The sequence below is a fragment of the Aquisphaera insulae genome (assembly GCF_011064615.1).
In the GTDB taxonomy this organism is placed as follows: domain Bacteria; phylum Planctomycetota; class Planctomycetia; order Isosphaerales; family Isosphaeraceae; genus Aquisphaera; species Aquisphaera insulae.
In genome coordinates this window covers 97,591-115,887 of the sequence record NZ_JAALJH010000019.1, presented here as the reverse complement: position 1 = coordinate 115,887, position 18,297 = coordinate 97,591, and the positions used below count along the sequence as shown (strand labels likewise).

General features: G+C 68.1%; 14 protein-coding genes. 8 read left to right on the top strand and 6 right to left on the bottom strand.

Annotation, left to right across the window (positions count from 1 at the left end; translation table 11 throughout):
• Positions 1-76: 76 nt before the first annotated feature.
• The 4 genes from xylA to G6O54_RS13235 form a co-directional block, all read right to left on the bottom strand.
• Positions 77-1,390, bottom strand: coding sequence for a xylose isomerase (gene xylA / locus G6O54_RS13250; protein WP_165225987.1), 1,314 nt, complete (start codon positions 1,388-1,390; stop codon positions 77-79).
• Between the two features lie 63 nt (positions 1,391-1,453).
• Complete coding sequence (locus G6O54_RS13245; RefSeq protein ID WP_165225983.1) at positions 1,454-2,518, bottom strand: LacI family DNA-binding transcriptional regulator; 1,065 nt, start codon at positions 2,516-2,518, stop codon at positions 1,454-1,456.
• A 228-nt stretch (positions 2,519-2,746) separates the two neighbouring features.
• Entirely contained in the window at positions 2,747-3,286 is a 540-nt protein-coding gene (locus tag G6O54_RS13240) for a carboxymuconolactone decarboxylase family protein (protein ID WP_165225980.1), read from the bottom strand.
• Between the two features lie 91 nt (positions 3,287-3,377).
• Positions 3,378-3,905: a peroxiredoxin gene (locus G6O54_RS13235; protein WP_165225977.1), complete on the bottom strand. Its 528-nt coding sequence runs from the start codon at positions 3,903-3,905 to the stop codon at positions 3,378-3,380.
• Between the two features lie 239 nt (positions 3,906-4,144).
• On the opposite strand from G6O54_RS13235, the gene G6O54_RS13230 reads away from it, so the two are divergent.
• The 4 genes from G6O54_RS13230 (at position 4,145) to G6O54_RS13215 (ending at position 8,543) form a co-directional block, all read left to right on the top strand.
• Positions 4,145-5,029 (top strand): LysR family transcriptional regulator, encoded by an 885-nt coding sequence (locus G6O54_RS13230; protein ID WP_165225974.1) that lies wholly within the window; start codon positions 4,145-4,147, stop codon positions 5,027-5,029.
• Between the two features lie 134 nt (positions 5,030-5,163).
• Positions 5,164-6,726, top strand: a complete 1,563-nt coding sequence (locus G6O54_RS13225; protein WP_205678766.1) for a Gfo/Idh/MocA family protein — start codon at positions 5,164-5,166, stop codon at positions 6,724-6,726.
• A gap of 8 nt (positions 6,727-6,734) precedes the next feature.
• Positions 6,735-7,625, top strand: coding sequence for a sugar phosphate isomerase/epimerase family protein (locus tag G6O54_RS13220; RefSeq protein ID WP_205678765.1), 891 nt, complete (start codon positions 6,735-6,737; stop codon positions 7,623-7,625).
• 453 nt (positions 7,626-8,078) lie between these two features.
• On the top strand, positions 8,079-8,543 hold the full coding sequence (locus tag G6O54_RS13215; protein ID WP_165225971.1) for a hypothetical protein: 465 nt from the start codon (positions 8,079-8,081) through the stop codon (positions 8,541-8,543).
• A 28-nt stretch (positions 8,544-8,571) separates the two neighbouring features.
• Here G6O54_RS13215 and G6O54_RS13210 read toward each other — a convergent pair whose 3' ends face one another.
• A complete protein-coding gene (locus G6O54_RS13210; protein ID WP_165225968.1) occupies positions 8,572-9,738 on the bottom strand; it encodes an FIST signal transduction protein in 1,167 nt (388 codons plus the stop codon).
• Positions 9,739-10,085: 347 nt separating this feature from the next.
• On the opposite strand from G6O54_RS13210, the gene lepA reads away from it, so the two are divergent.
• The 4 genes from lepA to lptB all read left to right on the top strand — a co-directional run bounded on the left by lepA (position 10,086) and on the right by lptB (position 16,366).
• On the top strand, positions 10,086-11,891 hold the full coding sequence (lepA, locus tag G6O54_RS13205) for a translation elongation factor 4 (protein WP_165225965.1): 1,806 nt from the start codon (positions 10,086-10,088) through the stop codon (positions 11,889-11,891).
• 9 nt (positions 11,892-11,900) lie between these two features.
• Positions 11,901-13,400, top strand: coding sequence for a signal peptidase I (lepB, locus tag G6O54_RS13200; protein WP_205678764.1), 1,500 nt, complete (start codon positions 11,901-11,903; stop codon positions 13,398-13,400).
• A 107-nt stretch (positions 13,401-13,507) separates the two neighbouring features.
• The gene (gene lepB, locus G6O54_RS13195; protein ID WP_250846869.1) at positions 13,508-15,265 is read left to right on the top strand and encodes a signal peptidase I; all 1,758 of its coding nucleotides are present in this window, start codon (positions 13,508-13,510) and stop codon (positions 15,263-15,265) included.
• 60 nt (positions 15,266-15,325) lie between these two features.
• The gene (gene lptB, locus G6O54_RS13190) at positions 15,326-16,366 is read left to right on the top strand and encodes an LPS export ABC transporter ATP-binding protein (RefSeq protein WP_165225962.1); all 1,041 of its coding nucleotides are present in this window, start codon (positions 15,326-15,328) and stop codon (positions 16,364-16,366) included.
• A 435-nt stretch (positions 16,367-16,801) separates the two neighbouring features.
• On the opposite strand, the gene G6O54_RS13185 is transcribed toward lptB, so the two are convergent.
• The gene (locus G6O54_RS13185; protein ID WP_165225959.1) at positions 16,802-18,295 is read right to left on the bottom strand and encodes an FAD-dependent oxidoreductase; all 1,494 of its coding nucleotides are present in this window, start codon (positions 18,293-18,295) and stop codon (positions 16,802-16,804) included.
• Between the last annotated feature and the right edge of the window lie 2 nt (positions 18,296-18,297).

Genomic DNA, 18,297 nt, shown 5'->3' with positions numbered 1-18,297 from the left:
CTGAGACGTTCGTGCCGCCGCCGGCCGGACGATCCCCCGCCCGAGGGAGAGGATCGTCCGCCGCGTTCGGCGCGCGTCAGATGAACTCGTTGATCAGGTTCTCGAGGAACTCCTGGCGGCCGCTGGTGATGGTGGCGACGTCGCCCATCTTGAGGGCCCGGGTCTCGAGATCGGCGAGGGAGACCTTGCCGGCCTCGACGTCCTTGCCGAGCGTCGAATCCCAGCTCGCGTAGCGGTCCTTGACGAAGGCGGCGAGGCGGCCGTCCTGGCGGATGGCGTGGGCGATCTTGAGGCCGCGGGCGAAGGCGTCCATGCCGCCGATGTGGGCGTAGAAGAGGTCGAGCGGCTCGAAGCTCTCGCGGCGGACCTTGGCATCGAAGTTGACGCCGCCGGTGGTGAAGCCCCCCATGGCCAGGATCTCGAGCATGCACTGCGCCGTGAGGTAGACGTTCGTGGGGAACTGGTCCGTGTCCCAGCCCAGCAGGTAGTCGCCGGTGTTGGCGTCGATCGAGCCGAGGGCCCCCGCGCCGTTGGCGACCTGCATCTCGTGCATCATCTCGTGGCCGGCGAGCGTCGCGTGGTTCGTCTCGAGGTTGAGCTTGAAGTGCTCCATCAGGTCGTAGGTGCGGAGGAAATTCAGGCAGGCCGCCGCGTCGGAATCGTACTGGTGCTTGGTCGGCTCCTTGGGCTTGGGCTCGATGTAGAAGGGGCCCTTGAAGCCGATCTTCTTCTTGTGGTCGACGGCCATGTGGAGGAACCGGCCCAGGTGGTCGAGCTCCCGCTTCATGTCGGTGTTCCAGAGGGTCTGATAGCCCTCGCGGCCGCCCCAGAAGGTGTAGCCTTCGCCGCCGAGCTCGTGCGTCACCTCGAGTGCCTTCTTCACCTGCGCGGCGGCGTAGGTGAACGAGTCGAGGTTGGGGCTGGTGGCGGCTCCGTGCATGTAGCGGCGATTGCTGAAGAGGTTGGCCGTGCCCCAGAGGAGCTTGATGCCGGTCCGCTTCTGCTCCTCGCCCAGGACCTTCACCACGGCGTCGAGGTTCTTGTTGGACTCGGCCAGCGAGGCCCCTTCCGGGGCGACGTCGCGGTCGTGGAAGGCATAGTACGGGGCGCCGAGCTTCTCGAAGAACTCGAACGCGACGCGGGCCCGATTCTGGGCATTCGTCACCGAGTCGGAGCCGTCGTCCCAGGGGCGGAGCATGGTGCCGACGCCGAAGGGGTCGGATCCGGTGCCGCGGAACGTGTGCCAGTAGACGACCGAGAATCGCAGGTGGTCCCGCATCGTCTTGCCGCCGACTTCCTCGTCGGCGTCGTACCACTTGAACTCGAGCGGGTTCTTCGACTTCGGGCCGCCGTAGGTGATCTTCTTGATGTCGGGGAATGCCTGGGCCATGGGAGAGCCTCGCAATCGGAAGGGTGAAGAAGTCGGTCGCACGATCGGACGGAGGAGGACGGGTCAGCCGCGGGGGCTGCCGGTGTCTCGAGGGCCGGGGCGGGGTGGCCTCCTGCCGGAAGGCCCCGGGGCCGGCGGAGGTGGCGCCGTGGACTGGCGCGTGACCAGCTCCTCCGGCACCCGGATCTCGCGGGCGGCCTGGCGCGTGGCGGGCGACGACAGGCCGTTGAGGAGCTGCGCGGCGGTGATCCGGCCGATCTCCCGGGCCGGGACGCTGACCGCGGTCAGGGGCGTGGGCAAGAGGGAGACGGGGAAGATGTCGTTGAAGCAGACGAGGCTGAAGTCCTCCGGGATCCGCAGGCCGAGCGCCGCGGCGGCGCCGACGAGCGTCACCGCGATCTGATGGTCGTACGCGATGACCGCGGTTGCCTTCGCCTCGTTCACGGCCCGGCGGAGGAAGTCCGTGCCGTCGGCGAAGGGGACATCGTGATCGGCGACGAGATCGATCCCGCGATCCTGCGCGACCTCGATCAGGGTCTCGTGACGCTCGCGGATCGAATAATGGGCCAGGTGCGTCGCCCTCGCGTTGGCGTAGGCGAGGCGCAGATGTCCGAGCTGGGCCAGGTGCTCGACGGCCCGGCGGGTCCCCATGCGGTCGTCCGCCAGGACCTGGGCCGCGGGCGAGCCGAGCTTCTCATTGGCGCAGACGTAGGGGACGCGGCGACGGCCGAGCTCCTCGGCCACTTCCGGGCGAGGGCACTGGAGGAGCACGGCCCCGTCGAATCTCCAGAAGGGCACGGTCCGCTTCCGGCTGGAGCTCAGGTCGAAGAACACGTCGTAGTCGCTGGCGTGGAGGACCTCCAGGATCCCCTCGATGAGCGGCTCATAGATCCCCTCCGCGATCTGCGTCGCCGGTGAGGCGAAGAGCCCGATGATCCGCGTCGTCCCCCGGTTCAGGTTCCGCGCGGCCAGGTCGGGGACATAGCCGAGGCGCTCCGCCGCGTCCTCGATCTTCCGACGGACCTCCGGGCTGACCGAGAACGCCTTGTTCTTGTTCAGGACGCGGCTCACCGTCGCGGGGGTCACCCCGCAGAGATCGGCCACGCTGGAGAGAGTCGGACGGCGCACGGCACACACCTCCGGACGGAAGCGATGCCTCCGCCCGCGCCCGAATCCGGGCCAGGGCAAGCGATTACCAGGCCAGTTCGTTATGTCTCGCCCGTGGAGTATGCCGCAACGGATCGGGTGAGTCAAGAAAAATGGGCGAGGTAAACAATTACCTTGGGGTTCGCGCCTAGTCCCTGGAATGCGACTCGGGCTCGCCGAGTCGGGAGGAAATCGATCGAGGCGCGGCGATCAGACCGCGGCCGGGGCGGCCTCCGCGTCGACGGCGATCGCGAAGCCCTGGACGACGGCGGCGATGCGAACGGCCTGGTGGACGCGATCCTCGTTGTAGCCCTCGGCCAGGAGGCTCTGCTCGTGGGCCTTGAGGCACATCTCGCAGCCGGCGAGCGCGGCGCAGCCCATCGAGGCCAGCTCGAACAGGGCCTTGGTGGTCGCCGGGCGGGCCATCCGGGCCATCCGCAGGCCGGCCGGCTTCTGGGAGTAGCTCTCCTTGCCGATCATGTGGCGGAATCGGTAATAGACCGTGTTCATCCCCATGATCGCGGCGGCGGCCTTCGCGTCGGCGATCGCGGCGGTCGACAGGTGCCCGGAGCCGGCGGCGGCCAGGGCCTCGGCGAGCTCGCCGGCGCGGAGGAAGTACGCGGAGGCGAGCGCGACGGCCCACCGCTCCTCCGGCTTCAGGTCGCCGTTGTCCAGGACGTTGCCCAGGTTCAGCCGCAGGTCCTTGGTGTCGTCGGTCAGGGCCGACTTCAGCTCGTCGAGTGATCTCATCGGTTCGGTCCGTTCCGTTCCCCGGAGGATGTGAGGGCGTGTGGAGGGAGCCGCGCGGCCGCCGGCGGGGCGACGGCCGCGCGCCGAGGGTTCAGACCTGGATCGTCGCCTCGCCCTTCTTCCAGTTGCAAGGGCAGAGCTCATCGGACTGGACGGCGTCCAGGACGCGGAGCACCTCGTCGACGCTCCGGCCGACGTTGCCGTTGTAGACCGCCGCCCACTGGATCACGCCGTTGGGGTCCACCAGGAAGGTCGCACGATTGGCGTAACCCTCGACCGGGTCGCAGATCCCGAGCGCGGGGGCGAGCTTCTGGGCGGCCAGGAGCGGATACTTCAGCTTCTTCAGGTCGTCGTGGCTCCTGCACCAGGCCAGGTGCGAGAACTCGTTGTCCGTGCTGCCGCCGATGACCTCGCAGTCGCGATCCTTGAAGTCCTCGAGCCGGTCGTTGAACGCCACCAGCTCCGTCGGGCAGACGAACGTGAAGTCCTTGGGATAGAAGAAGAAGACCGTCCACTTGCCCTCGAACTGATCGCCGCTGATCGTGAGCAGGGCCTCCGGACCGATCCCGAGGCTCGCCTTCGCCGTGAACTCAGGGAACTTCTCGCCGACGCTCAACATCTCGATCGATCTCCAGATCGTCACCCGCAACCAACCTGCCGCCAGCGCAAGCGAACCCTGGCGGAAGGCCTGCCAAGAGAGGTTTCGAGCAGTCCAACCGGATTGAGGCCGTTCCAGCAGTCCGAGGTCGTCCTCGGCCGTGCGGCCTGCGCCGGCCGGCCCGCTCGTCCTGGTCATCTTAAGGACTTCGGAGTATAATTCAATAAGCGATTCGACAATGGTTGCCATAAGGAAGGCTTATGGAGATTCAGCAGCTCCGGATGTTCCTGAAGGTCGCGGAGCAGGGGAGCTTCACGAAGGCCGCCAGGGACTGCGGGGTGAGCCAGCCGGCGATCAGCCAGCAGGTGGGGAAGCTGGAGTCGGCCCTGGGGCGGCCCCTCTTCGAGCGGCAGGGGAAGCAGGTCGCGCTCACGGAGGCGGGCGAGCTGTTGCGGCGTCGGGCCTTGCAGATCGTCTCGCTGGTGGAGGACACGGCGCGGCTGCTCCGCGACGATGGTGAAACGGGACGGGTCGTGGTGTCGGCGATCCCGACGATCGCGCCTTACCTCATGCCGGGCCTGCTCGAGGCGTTCCACGGGGAGCATCCCAAGGCGCGGGTGGAGGTCAACGAGGAGGTGACCGAGGTCATCCTCCGCCGCTGTGCGCAGGGAGAGATCGATGTCGGCGTGCTGGCGATGCCGGCCTCCGGCGGGTATCTCCGCGTCGAAACGCTGTTCGAGGAGGAGCTCCTGCTGGCGATGCCGTCGGACCATCCCCTGGCCGCTCGGGACTGGGTGGAGCTGGACGACCTCCGCGAGCAGCCGTTCGTCCTGCTGGACGAGGCACACTGCCTCTCCGACGACATCCGCAGCTTCTGCCGGCGCCGCCAGTTCCAGCCGGTGAGCACGGGCCGCGTCAGCCAGCTCGCGACGGTGATGGAGCTGGTGGCCCAGGGATTCGGCATCTCGCTGATACCCGCCATGGCCCTGCCCCGCGAAGCCGGCTCGCGGCTCCAGTTCCGTCCGCTCGACGGCGATCGCCCGTCGCGGACGATCACGGCCTGCTGGAACCCGGACCGATACCAGTCGCGGCTGATGGGGCGGTTCCTGGAGACGCTCAAGCGGGGGCGAGCCGGCATCGCCTGAGCGTCCGCGATCCCCCCCGTCCGCCATCGTGCCGCGGCGACGCGCTTGCGGAGACCGTCGAGATGGCCGAGAATGAGGCCGGCCGGCCGGCCGTGTGGGTGCAAGCGTTCAAATCCACGCTTGGAGTTTTCTCCATGAGATCAAGCGATGCGGGATCGACGGGCGGCGAACCGGGCGGCATGACGAGGCGCGGGGTGATCCGGGCCGGGGCGGCGGCCTCGTTCGCCATCGTGCCGCGGCACGTGCTGGGCGGGTCGGGGTACGTGGCGCCCAGCGAGAAGATCACGCTGGCGTGCATCGGCTTCGGGTCGCAGGCGATCCGCGAGATCGGGGGGATCCTCGCCAGCCCGGACGTCCAGGTCGTCTCGGTCTGCGACGTGGAGAAGGACGGGGCGCATTACCTGGAATGGGGCAAGGGGCAGCTCCGCTCCGAGATCCGCGAGCTGATCGGCAAGCCGAACTGGCGAGAGGGGGACGACCGCGTCCCCGGCGGCCGGGACGTGGGCAGGGAGGTCGTCGAGGGCTACTACGCGAAGCAGCGGGGGAAGGATGGGTTCAAGGGTTGTTCGACCTACGCGGACTTCCGGGAGCTGCTGGACAAGGAGAAGGACGTCACGGCGGTCAAGGTGATGACGCCCGACCACACCCACGCGGCGATCTCGCTGGCGGCCCTTAGGAAGGGGCTGAACGTGATCGTCCACAAGCCGCTGGCGAACCGGATCGTCGAGGCTCGCGCGGTGATCGACGCCGCGCGGGAGAGGAAGATCGCCACCCACTTCCTGCCGGCGAGCGAGGGGGCCGACCAGAAGCGGGCGCTCGACATGGTGAAGGAAGGGGCGATCGGGACGCTCCGGGAGATTCACAACTGGTCGATGCGGCCGATGTGGCCCCAGTTCGACGCCATTCCGGGCGATCGGCCTCCGGTGCCGGAGGGCTTCGACTGGACGCTCTGGCTGGGACCGTCGCGGGACCGTCCCTACCACCCGGCCTACACGCATACGAACTTCCGCGGCTGGTACGAGTTCGGCGCCGGGTCGATCGCCGACATGGGGCATTACAGCCTCTGGCCGATCTTCCAGGCCCTTCAGCTCGATGCGCCGGTCTCCGTCGAGTCGACGCCAAGCCACGTCTGCACGGCCTCGGATGGCATCTGTCGCCGGATCAAGAACGACTATTCGTTCCCGGCCGCCTGCACGGTCCGGATGCGCTTCGCCCCGAAGGCGGATCGCGGGGCCCTCGACCTGTTCTGGTACGACGGTGGGATCAAGCCGCCGGTGCCGGAGGAGCTGATGGCGGAGGACCAGGAGCTCGCGGAGGAGGGCATGCTCTTCGTGGGCGATCGGGGGAAGATCCTGGGGGGCTTCCGGGCCGAGAATCCCCGGTTGATCCCGGAGTCGCGGATGAAGGCGTATCTCAACGAGAAGGGCCGGCCCGATGAGCCGGCGCGGGGCCGCAATCGTGCGAGCCAGTCCAGGTCCCGCAACGCGGCCTGGATCGCCGCCTTCAAGGGAGGGCCGGCCAGCTACGGGGACTTCACCCTGGCCGGCCCGATCACCGACGCGATGAACCTGGCGGCGATCTCGCTCCGGCTCGAGGGCCGCAGGCTCCGGTGGGACGCCCGGGCCGCACGGATCACGAACATCGCGGATGCGAACCGATTCCTCTCGCGTGACTATCGACCCGGCTGGGAGATCTGAGCACGACCATGGATACCGAAGCGACCAGAAGGCAATTCCTCCGTGCCTCGGCGGGGGCCGCGGGCGTTTTGGCACTGGGGCGGTCGGCGGCCACCGCCAGCCCCCTCGGCCTGCCGATCGGCTGTCAGGTCTGGCCGACGCGATCGATGCTCGGCGACCTGCCGGCCTATGTGCGGATGATGGCCGGGATCGGCGTGACCCGGCTGGAGCTTTGCTCCCCGATCGGCTACGGCGGCGAATTCGCCTCCTTGAAGGACGGGAAGGAGGTCCGGAAGATCCTCGGGGATCACGGGATCGAGTCCGTCAGCTCGCATTTCAGCATGGCGGAGCTCCGCCGGAGCCAGGCGAGGAGCATCGACTGGGCGAAGGAGGTCGGCATCAACCAGATGCTGACCGCCACCCTGGGCGACGGCAACGGCGGCGATTCGCCGACGCTGGACCAGGTGAAGCGGGCGGCCGAGGAGTACAACCGGATCGCCGAGGCCGCCGCCGCCGCCGGCGTGCAGCAGGGTCTCCACAATGAGGGGTTCGAGGTTTCGATGGTCGACGGCCAGCGGACCTACGACCTGCTCCTGAAGCTCCTCGACCCGAAGCTCGTGACCTTCCAGTTCCAGATGTCGACGATCGAGAACGGCCTGGTCGCGGCGGATTACTTCCTCCGGTATCCGGGCCGGTTCCACTCGATGCACCTCCAGGACATCGACATGAAGTCGGCCCCTCCGGCCTCGAAGAAGGGCCGGCCCGGCCGCCGCCCGCAGGTGGCCCTCGGCGAGGGGAGCATCGATTGGTCGACGACCTTCGACGCGGCCAAGAAGGCTGGCGTCCGCAGCTACTACGTCGAGCAGACCTGGGCGCTCACGCAGCGGAGCGTCGCCTACCTCAAGAAGTTCCCGGCCTGATCCTCCGGGCGGCCCGGAAGGGTCGCGAGCCCTCGATTCACCGACCGGATCCGCCTCGCGGGATGTTGCCCCGGATCAACCGGCCGAGGCGATCCGTCGTCGGGAAGGGTTGACCCCGTTCACCGAAAGCCCTATAACATGAGTAGACATTAAACGAGGGCAAGGGAGCATGCAGCTTCCCCTCCGAAATGTCTCTCTCCTTCGCTCGGTCACACCAACCGGCGAACTATTGTTGAGAAAGCCGTCCACCCGCAAGGGATCCACGGACGAACTTTCCGGGCCGAGATCCACCCCAACCCTCCACTGGGGTCGGTGATCGGCAGGTTTTTTGGGAAGTCCAACGAACCAGATACATCGGCCGAACCATCCCTCCCCAGGGCCGAGGTATGGGACAGAACCGGTGAGCGTCGCCATGGTGGCCTCGCTACCTCAAATCAGGTTCGAGGAAAAGAGATGAGTTCGCTCCTATTCGTCACCCGGACCTTCGCTGTACTCGCCGTCGGCTTCTCCTCCCTGTGTGCATTGACGGCCACGGGCGTGATCATGCCGTCGGGGACGACGACCCAGGTCACCGGCAAGCTCACGTTCAGCGGCCGTCCGGTGCAACAGGCGACGATCGTGTTCACCCCCAAGGGAACGCAGTCCGCCGAATACTGGGGCGCGGGCATGACCGATGCCGACGGGAATTTCGAGGTCTCCATGGGAGGCAGCGAATCGGGCCTGAAAGCCGGCGCCTACACGGTGCGGCTCCTGCCGGAGACGAGCACGCCCTCCGACCGTGAGGACGCTCCGACTCAATTCCGCCGCCGGATTCCCACCCGGTTCTACGACGACAAGACGTCGGAAATCGGCGTCGAGATCGCACCCGGGGCGGCCCTCCATCTGGAGATCGAGCTCCCCGAGGGGCCCGGGGCGTGATCGAGCGAGGGGGGGCCTGGGCGACCGCTCAGGCCCGATCCTCGAGCAGGAGGATGCTCGCGGCGTAGCCGTGGACGAAGTTCTGGCCGCCGATGGGGCCGACCTCACCCATGGCGAAGAAGCCCGCGACCGGGAGGTCGGGGAAGACGTCGCGGATCGTCCGTATGTCGTGATCAGGGGCCTTGAAGAGGCGCGTCCCCCGGCCGTTGCACGAGAAGAGCAGGGCCCCCGCCGGTTTCGAGGTCCGGGCCGGATCGTCCCGGACCTTGAGCAGTCCCAATCGGAGGTCGTCGTCGGCGGTGTCCGCGTCGCGGACGTGGAACTGCACGGTCTGCCCCACCCGGACGATGTCGTTGATCTGGATCGCGCCGGTGGTGTCGGCCCCCATGACGTTCCGGACCAGGAAATCGCCCCGGCCGAACTCGCCCTGATATTCATTGATCACGCGGCCGATGTGCAGGCCGTCCTGGATCCGCCGCCGGTCCTCCTGGGACAGGTCCTGGAAGACGGTCCGCAGGACCTCCAGGGCGGGGCGGCGGCCCAGTTCGCGAATCACGTTGTTCTCTGCGCTCGTCACGATCATGGTGTGGCCGACCGGACGGCAGCCCTGGCTGACGAGCATCCGCACACCGACAGGACCCCCCAGGAGCATCGCCACCGCTCCGTCAAGGTAGGCCTGATCGTCCAGGATCAACTGGTTCCCGCGCGGGACCTGGCTCCCGCTGGCCATGCCCCCGACGACCCGGAGCCCGCGCAGGTCGGCGTTGACCTGCCGGAGGAACTCATCGGTCCGGAATGAGAACGGGTCGGCCAGGAAGATCAGGGCCCGGCCGGAACGATCCTCGCCGACCCGTGCGGCGAAGGAGGCCGGGGAGGAGTCGGGCGCGTCCAGGCGGATGGGCTCGATCGTCATCCCCGGGGCGAAGACCGCCAGGACCGCGAGGGCCGGGGAGCCTTCCACCTCGCGAGCCTCGCCGGCCACGGATTCCGCGGTGCACCCCAGGACGTGCAGGGCGCGGCCCTGCTCGATCAGGAGGGAGGCCATCCGCCCCACCTCGTCGACGTGATGCATCGAAGAGAAGATCAGGCAGAGATCGGCCGGTTCCTCGCCGCTCTGCTCGTCGAACTTCTCGAGGATCTGGTGGAACGCGGCGTTCATCGTCCGGGCGGTGGAAAGTGCGGAGATGCATCTCATCGGCCGATCCTCCCCCATGAGGAGAGCCGCGACGGCCCGCCGACACCCGCCCATGGCGGCCGGCCCGCGGCTCGGCGGAGCGGGGACGCGAGTGGCCGGGCTCGCGAGCGGCGACATACGCACGTGCGAGTGTGCATCGCAAGCCGGCTTTCCCTCATGCGAGAACCGTAATATAATCGTTCGAGACCGCCGGCTCCACGGGGGCCGAGGCACACGGCTCCGATTCCTCCCGGATTGACCCGTCCTTCGAGCAGTCCGACCGTCACGCCAGGCGACCGGCGGGGGGCCGGTCGACTCGCCCGTCCATCCCGAAATCGCCGCCTCCTCTCTGGCCACGGAATTGTCGCATGGTCTTTGACCCGAAGTACATTCGCAATTTCTCGATCGTCGCGCACATCGACCACGGCAAGAGCACGCTGGCGGACCAGCTTCTCCTCCAGTCCGGTGCGATCACCCAGCGCGAGTTTCGCGAACAACTGCTCGACGACATGGACCTGGAGCGGGAGCGGGGCATCACGATCAAGGCCCGCGCCGTCGCGATCAATTACAACCTGGATGGACAGACGTACGAGCTGAACCTGATCGACACGCCCGGCCACGTCGACTTCCACTACGAGGTCTCGCGGAGCCTCGCCGCCTGTGAAGGGGCCATCCTCCTGGTGGATGCGACCCAGGGGGTCCAGGCCCAGACCGTGGCCAATGCGTACCTGGCCATCGGCAACGACCTGGCGATCGTGCCGGTCCTCAACAAGATCGACATGCAGGCGTCGCGCCCGGAGGAGATCAAGGAAGAGATCATGCACACGCTGGGGATGGACCCGGACGACATCCTGGCCGTGAGTGCCAAGACCGGCCTGGGCGTCCCGGACGTCTTCCGCGCGATCATCGATCGCATCCCGCCGCCGGCGGGGGACCCGAAGGCGCCGCTGCGGGCGCTCATCTTCGATTCCAAGTTCGACGACTACCAGGGGGTCGTCACGTATGTCAGGGTCGTCGACGGCGTGCTCAAGGTCGGCCAGAAGATCCGGATGATGGCCGGAGAGACCGAACACGAGGTCACCGCCCTGGGACGATTCCGGCCCCGCGAGGTCCCCTGCGACGAGCTGGGGGTCGGGCAGGTCGGCTACGTCGTCGCCAACATCAAGAAGCTCTCCGACGTCCGGATCGGCGACACCATCACCCAGGCCCCCGGCGGCGCCGGCACGGCCCTGCCGGGCTACCAGGAGCCGGTCCCGGTCGTCTTCTGCGGGCTCTTCCCGGCCTCGCACAACCAGTTCGACGACCTCCGCACGGCCCTCCAGAAGCTGGCGCTCAACGACTGCAGCTTCTCCTTCGAGCCCGAGACCTCGGACGCCCTGGGCTTCGGCTTCCGCTGCGGCTTCCTCGGCATGCTCCACATGGAGATCGTCCAGCAGCGGCTCGAGCGCGAGAGCAACCTCGCCCTGGTTCAGACCGCGCCGAACGTCACCTATGAGATCCTCACCAGGCAGGGCGAGACGCTCCACATCTCCAACCCGACGCGGATCCCCGAGGCGGGGGACATCGAGGAGTTCCGGGAGCCGATCGCCAAGGTGAACTTCATCCTGCCGTCGGACTGCATCGGATCCATCATGCAGCTCTGCGAGGACCGGCGGGGGGTCTACGTGAAGACGGAGTACCTCTCGACGACCCGCGCGATCCTGACCTACGAGCTGCCGCTGGCGGAGATGATTTACGATCTCTACGACAAGCTCAAGAGCGCAACCCGCGGCTACGGCACGATGGACTATGAGCTCCTGGGATATCGGGCCGGGGACCTCTGCCGGCTCGACATCCTGGTCGGGGGACAGAAGGTGGACGCCCTCTCCATCGTGGTCCACCGGGCCCACGCGGATCGCCGCGGCCGCAAGCTCGTCCGCAAGCTGAAGGGGGAGATCGACCGGCACCAGTTCGAGGTCGCGATCCAGGCGGCCATCGGCAGCCGGGTGATCGCCCGCGAGACGATCTCGGCCCTCCGCAAGAATGTGACGGCCAAGTGCTACGGGGGAGATATTTCGAGAAAGCGCAAGCTCCTCGAGAAGCAAAAGGAAGGCAAGAAGCGTATGAAGCAGGTAGGGAACGTCGAAATCTCGCAGGAGGCGTTCCTTTCGGTGCTCGACGACGCGGAGGATTGATCGCCACGCATGGAACCGGACCCCGACTCGAATCCCCAACCTGGTTCGCCGCGCAGGGAACGATGGCAGGAGAACCCTGGCACCGGCGTGGTCCGGCAGACCATGGACCTGATCGTCATGCTCTGCCTGGGGGTCCTCCTCTTCCGGACCTTCTCGGCGGAGGCTTACGTCGTCCCGACGGGCTCGATGGCCCCCACCTTGCTGGGGCATCACCGCGAGCTGACCTGTCCCAACTGCCGTTTCACCTTCGTGATCGGCCTGGACGAGGAGGGGCACCAGCCGCATGCGGTCTGCCCCAACTGCGGCAAGGACGGCCTGGACGGGGTGGCCGCCGTCGAATGCAACGGCGACCGGGTGCTCGTCCAGAAGTTCCTCTTCGACTTCCGCTCACCCCGGCGGTGGGAGGTGGCGGTCTTCCATTTCCCGGGTGATCCTACCCAGGCCTATGTCAAGCGGGTGGTCGGCCTGCCCGGGGAGTCGGTCCAGGTCCGCGGCGGCGACGTCTACATCGACGGGCGGATCGCCCGCAAGACGCCCGCCGAGCTGCAGGCGATGCAGATCCTGGTCCACGACGGCCGGTTCGTCCCGGACGACTCGGACCGATTCCCCCGTTGGGACTACCTGCGGGGCTGGCCGCGCCGGCCCCTGCCCACGGGCTGGAGGCGCGAGGGCACGGCCTTCGTTCATGAGCCGGTCTCGCGGATCCCGGGAGTCTACGAGCCCGAGGACTGGCTCCAGTATCACCACTGGGATCCCGTCCTGGGCCGGTACGGTCCGGTCCGAGATCATTACGCCTACAACGGCGGGGATCTCGGGGCGGACAATACCATCCCCGACCTGGCGCTCGATGCCTCGCTGGAACTCGGCGCCGACGTCGATTCGCTCTCCGTCCGCCTCCGGTCGGGCGGCGATCGGTTCGTCGTCCGCCTCCCCGTGAACGAGGCCGGCGAGAGCCGTACCCCGGTCCAGGTCGCGAGGAACGGGCGGCGAGTGACAATCCGGTCCGTCGTCGATCCCTTCCAGGGCGCGGGCCCCGCTCCCTGGCCGCGGACGGTCCGGCTGGAGGCGTCGGTTGTGGACCACAGGCTGCGCGTGGCGATCGACGGCCAGCCCCTCTTCGAGCCCATCGACTACGACGATCCGACATCCGGCCCCCCCCCGGACGAATCGCCGGTGGCGATCGGTGTCCGAGGGGGCAGGGTGGCCGTCCGCGACCTGAAGCTCTATCGAGATGTCTACTACACGAGCACGCTGGGGGGGATACCTCGCCATCCCCACGGGGTGACCGAGCCTTGGACGCTGGGGCCGGATGACTACTTCGTCCTCGGGGACAACAGCCCGGTCTCGAGCGACTCCCGGTTCTGGGGCGGGAGCCCGGTGGTGCCGCGGTCGATGTTCCTGGGGAAGCCGTTCCTGGTCCATCTGCCGGGCCAGGTCGTGGCCCTCGAGGTCTTCGGACGGTCGGTATACTGGGTTCCCGATCCGCGGCGAATCCGGTACATTCACTGACATGCCTCGGGCGGACGCGGCGAGGCCAGGGCGCCCGTCTCGTGGCGGCCCCGACACCTGTTGAGCGCGTGTGGACCGTCCCGGACGGCGGCGCGGAAGGGAAGAGGATGTCGACGATGGGCCGGACCGCCGCCTCCTTGAAGCCGGGGACTGCCGCCAGGGTCAAGGGGCAGCCGGAGGACGAGAAGCCGAAGGACAGCTTCCGCGATATCGCGGAGGCGATCGTGATCGCGTTCGTCGCCGCGCTCCTGGCTCGCGGTTTCCAGGTCCAACCCTTCGTGATCCCGACCGGCTCCATGGCCCCGACCCTCATGGGCCGGCACAAGGAGCTGGCCTGCCCCGAGTGCGGCTTCGTCTACTCGGTGAACGCCTCCGAGGAGACCGAGGCGCGGGGCTATCCCTATCCCCGCCGCGTCCACTCCGGCATCTGCGTCAACTGCCGCTTCCAGGCCCGCAACCTGAACCTGGAGCCGAGCTTCAAGGGGGACCGGATCCTCGTCTCCATGTTCCCCTACGACCTGCCGTTCCTGCCCGGTTCCTCGCCTCCGCAGCGCTGGGACGTGGTCGTCTTCCGCTACCCCGAGGAGCCGGAGGTCAGCTACATCAAGCGGCTGATCGGGCTCCCCGGCGAGACGATCCGGATCCGCCACGGCGACATCTATGCCCGCGGGGCGGGCGAGGCGGACTTCCGCCTCCAGAGGAAGCCGCTGAGGCACCAGTCGGCCATGCAGGTCAACGTGTACGACGACCGCCACCGGCCCAGGGCGCTGGATGGCCTCGAGGACTGGCGACGCTGGCAGCCCGCCGCGGCCGGGGCGTGGCAGGCCGACTCGTCGGCCGCGTCGAGCTTCCGCTCGGCAACGGCGACCTCCGACTGGGCCGAGCTCCGCTACCGCCACCTCGTGCCGGATCCCGAGCAGTGGGAGGCCCTCGCCGACGGCCGGATCCCGCGACGAGCCCCCCGCAGCAGCCTGATCACGGACTTCTACTCCTACAACACGAACCTGTCGTCCGACGGCTCCGACCTGGTGGATCCGCACGGCGAGGCCGAGACCGCGTGGCTCCAGCCGCACTGGGTCGGCGACCTTACGTTGCAGGCCGACTTGGAGATCGAGGCCCCGTCCGGTCAGGTCCGCCTCGAGCTGGTCAAGGGCGGGACACCCTATCGCGCGACCATCGACGTCGGCACGGGGATGGCACGACTCTTCCGGGGCGAGGAGGTCCTCAAGGAGTTCGTCACGGTCCTCAAGAAGAGGACCGGGTCCTGCCACCTGGAGCTCGCCAACGTCGACGACCGGCTGACGCTGCTCATCGATGGCCGGCCGGCCGACGGGGAGCAGGGCGCCGAGTACGAACGGGGTGAGGCCAACCCCGTCCCCACGGCGCTGGATCTCTCGCCCGCCGCGGTCGCCGTCCGCGAGGGGACTTTCCGCGTGAGCAACCTTGTCCTTAAGCGGGATATCTACTATACACAGTACCCCGGACGCGTCGATTACGGATCCACCGTCTTCGAGGATCATACGCCGCGCAACGGCGCCGAGCTGATCGATCTGCTGGCCGACCCCGCGCGATTCCCGAGCTTCGGGAAGGGGGGCTCGCGCGACTATCCACTCGGCGGCGATCGCTACATGATGCTCGGCGACAACAGCCCGCGCAGCAAGGACAGCCGGGGCTGGGATTCGAGCGACACGTGGGACACCTCCCACCGACAGTCCTGGGAGGTGCCCCGCAGCCTGCTGACGGGGAAGGCGTTCTCCGTCTACTGGCCCCACGGCGTCCCGTTCGGCCCGACGGTAAGCGTGCTGGGAGGCGACCTGAGGCTGCCCTTCCGGCCGTATTTCGAGCGGATGAGGTGGATCCGCTGAAGGCCGGACAAGGCTCGTGACGTGCCGCCGGCCTTCGCCGCGATCAAGGAGGATCGAGTCATGCCGCTGCCGGAAGTCCGCCAGAGTCCGAGTGCCGGAGAACCCGTCGCGATCCAGGCGGAGGGGCGGTCCGCGCCCTTGCTGGAAGTCCGGGGCCTGGAGAAGTGGTACGGCCGCCGCCAGGTCGTCAACGGGGTGGACTTCGAGGTGGGCCAGGGAGAGGTCGTCGGCCTGCTCGGCCCCAACGGCGCGGGCAAGACCACGAGCTTCCGGATGACCATCGGCCTGATCGACAGCGACGGGGGGAGCGTCCGGTTCGCCGGCCGCAACGTGACGAAGCTGCCGATGTACCTCCGCGCCCGCGCGGGGATGGGCTACCTCGCCCAGGACTCCAGCGTCTTCAGGCAGCTCTCCGTCGAGGATAACCTGATGGCCATCCTCCAGACCCGCCCCGGCATGAGCCGGAAGCAGAGGAAGGCGCGCCAGGAGGAGCTGCTCGATCAGTTCGGCCTCGCCAAGATCCGCAAGACCATGGCGAATCGCGTCTCGGGCGGCGAACGGCGCCGCCTCGAGATCGCCCGCTCGCTGATCACCGAGCCGAAGTTGATCATGCTCGACGAGCCGTTCGCGGGCATCGACCCCAAGACCGTCGCCGAGATCCAGGATCAGATCCGCTCGCTCGTGGAGACCTACAACATCGGCATCCTGCTGACCGACCACCAGTTCCGCGAGACGCTCGAGGTCACCGACCGCTGCTACCTGATCCGCGAGGGCCGGGTCTTCGCCTACGGGAACCGTGAAGATATTCTCAATAATGCAGAGGTCCGCAAGCACTACATCGGCGAGCGGTTCGACGTCGGCCACCTGCTCGACCGGCGTCGGCCCAACGCGCTGGAGCGCGATTCGGGCTACCACGACCCCGGGGGCTCCGGCACCTCGTCCATCAGCACCATGCGGCTCCCCGAGCTGCCGAGCCATTCGGCCCGCGCCGATCACCCGGACATCTCCAGTCAGCAGATCAGCACGACCGAGCTGGGGCCCGGACCACTCCCCTGCGACCTGAACGACGATCCGTTCGCGGCGCTCGACGAGCCGGCCTGAGGGGCGGTCCGGCCGCGATCTTGCGAGGCCGGCGGCGTCCCTACCAAACGCGCTTGGCGATGCGGCCGGCCGCATCGCCGATTTCCTGCCCATGTCCACCCGACCGCATCGGGTGGCTCCGAACTCAGCGTCCGAGGCGCACGACCGGGCCGTCGCGCCCGGGACCCGGCGCGTCGCGATCCGCCCCGGCTTTGCGGCCGGCGGCGAGGAGCGGGGATCGTTGCCGTCGGAGACTCGGTCCGTCGGCGGCGAGATCGGACTCTGACCTGACGAGGTGAGCTCGGGGCTGTGACGATCAGTTCCGCAATCCGACGCGACGATTCGTCGCTACATCATCCTACGAGTTGATATGCACACGGTGGTGCCGGGAGCACCCGGGGCGATGCGGATGGCGCTTCGTTCCGTCAACGACGCCGATGCGGTCGATTTCTCCGGTCACAAACTCCCGGGGGCGGCCTTCGGAAGCGGGCGATCGACGCCCTGGCGCTCGGCCTCGAGGATCGCCTCGAAGGCGGCGTACTTGTAGAGCTCTCCGAGGGTGGGCAGGTTGAAGCACATGTCGTCGAACTGATCGGCCCGGAGATGGGCGTGCATGGCGATCATCCCGATGTGGATGACGTCGGTCGCCTGCTCGCCGATCATGTGGGCGCCCACCAGCTCCAGGTCCGGCAGTCGGAAGAGGAGCTTCAGGAAGCCCGCCGCGTCCCCGAGGATTCGGCCCCGCGGGTTGTCCGCATACGAGGCGAGCCCGGCGACGTACGGGATACCCTGCTTGCGGAGTTCCTCCTCGGTCGACCCGACGAAGCCGATCTCCGGTATGGTCCAGAGCCCGTGCGGCAGGAGGTCCGGCGTCCCGGGGGCGGGATTGCGCCCGAAGGCGTGTTGAACGGCGCGCTGGGCCTGCTCGATGCTCGTCGAGGCGAGTGCCGGGAAGCCGATCACGTCGCCCGCGGCGTAGATGTGCGGGACGTTGGTGCGAAACGACCGGTCGACCGGGATCAGGCCGCGTTCGCCGAGCTTGACCCCGGCCGCCTCCAGGTTGAGGGAGCCGGTGTTGCTGACCCGGCCCGCCGCGACGAGGACCTCCTCGACGACCAGCGATTCGCCCGAGTCGAAGCCCAGGCGGACCCTCCCGAGATGCCCCGGAGTGGGGACGTCCTCGACGACGCAGGACGTGGCTCGCTCCTTCCAGCGGAAGACGATCCCGGCCCGTTCCATCTCGACCGTCAGGGCCTCGGCGATGCTCCGGTCCAGGAACGGGAGGAGGCAATCGCGACCATCGATGAGGTGGACCTTCGAGCCGAGCGCCGCGAAGGTGCAGGCGTACTCGCAGCCGATCGTGCCGGCCCCCAGGACCGCCATCGTATTCGGCAGGTTGCCGAGATTCAGCAGGGTGTCCGAATCGAAGACGCCCGGCCCGAAGGGGAAGATGCCCGGACGGCTCGGCGAGGATCCGGTGGCGATCAGGATCTTGTCGCCGCGGATCATCACATCCTCGTCGAGGGCGGCCCGTTCCTTGTGGGGGTCGCAGGCCTCGTCGCTGGAACGCCCGTGGATGAGGATCGTATTCGCGTCCACGAAGGTGGCGTCGCCGAAGATGACGCGGGTGTCGCAGGCATCGAGCTGCTGGTTGAACCGCGCGTTGAGCCCCTCCTTCACCTTGCGCTCGTGCCGCAAGAAGTCGGCGACCGTGATCTTGCGGCGGACCGAGAGGTCGACGCCGTAGAGATCCCGGGAGCGGAGTCCGGCCAGCACCACGGCGGTCTCTCTCAGGGTCTTGCTGGGGACGGTCCCCGTGTTGGCCCCCGCGCCGCCGAGCTCATGATGCCGATCGACCAGGGCGACGGTCCTGCCCAGGACCCGCGCCGTCGCCGCGCCCTGGATACCCGCGGGGCCGCCACCGATCACCACCAGATCATAAGATTCCATGA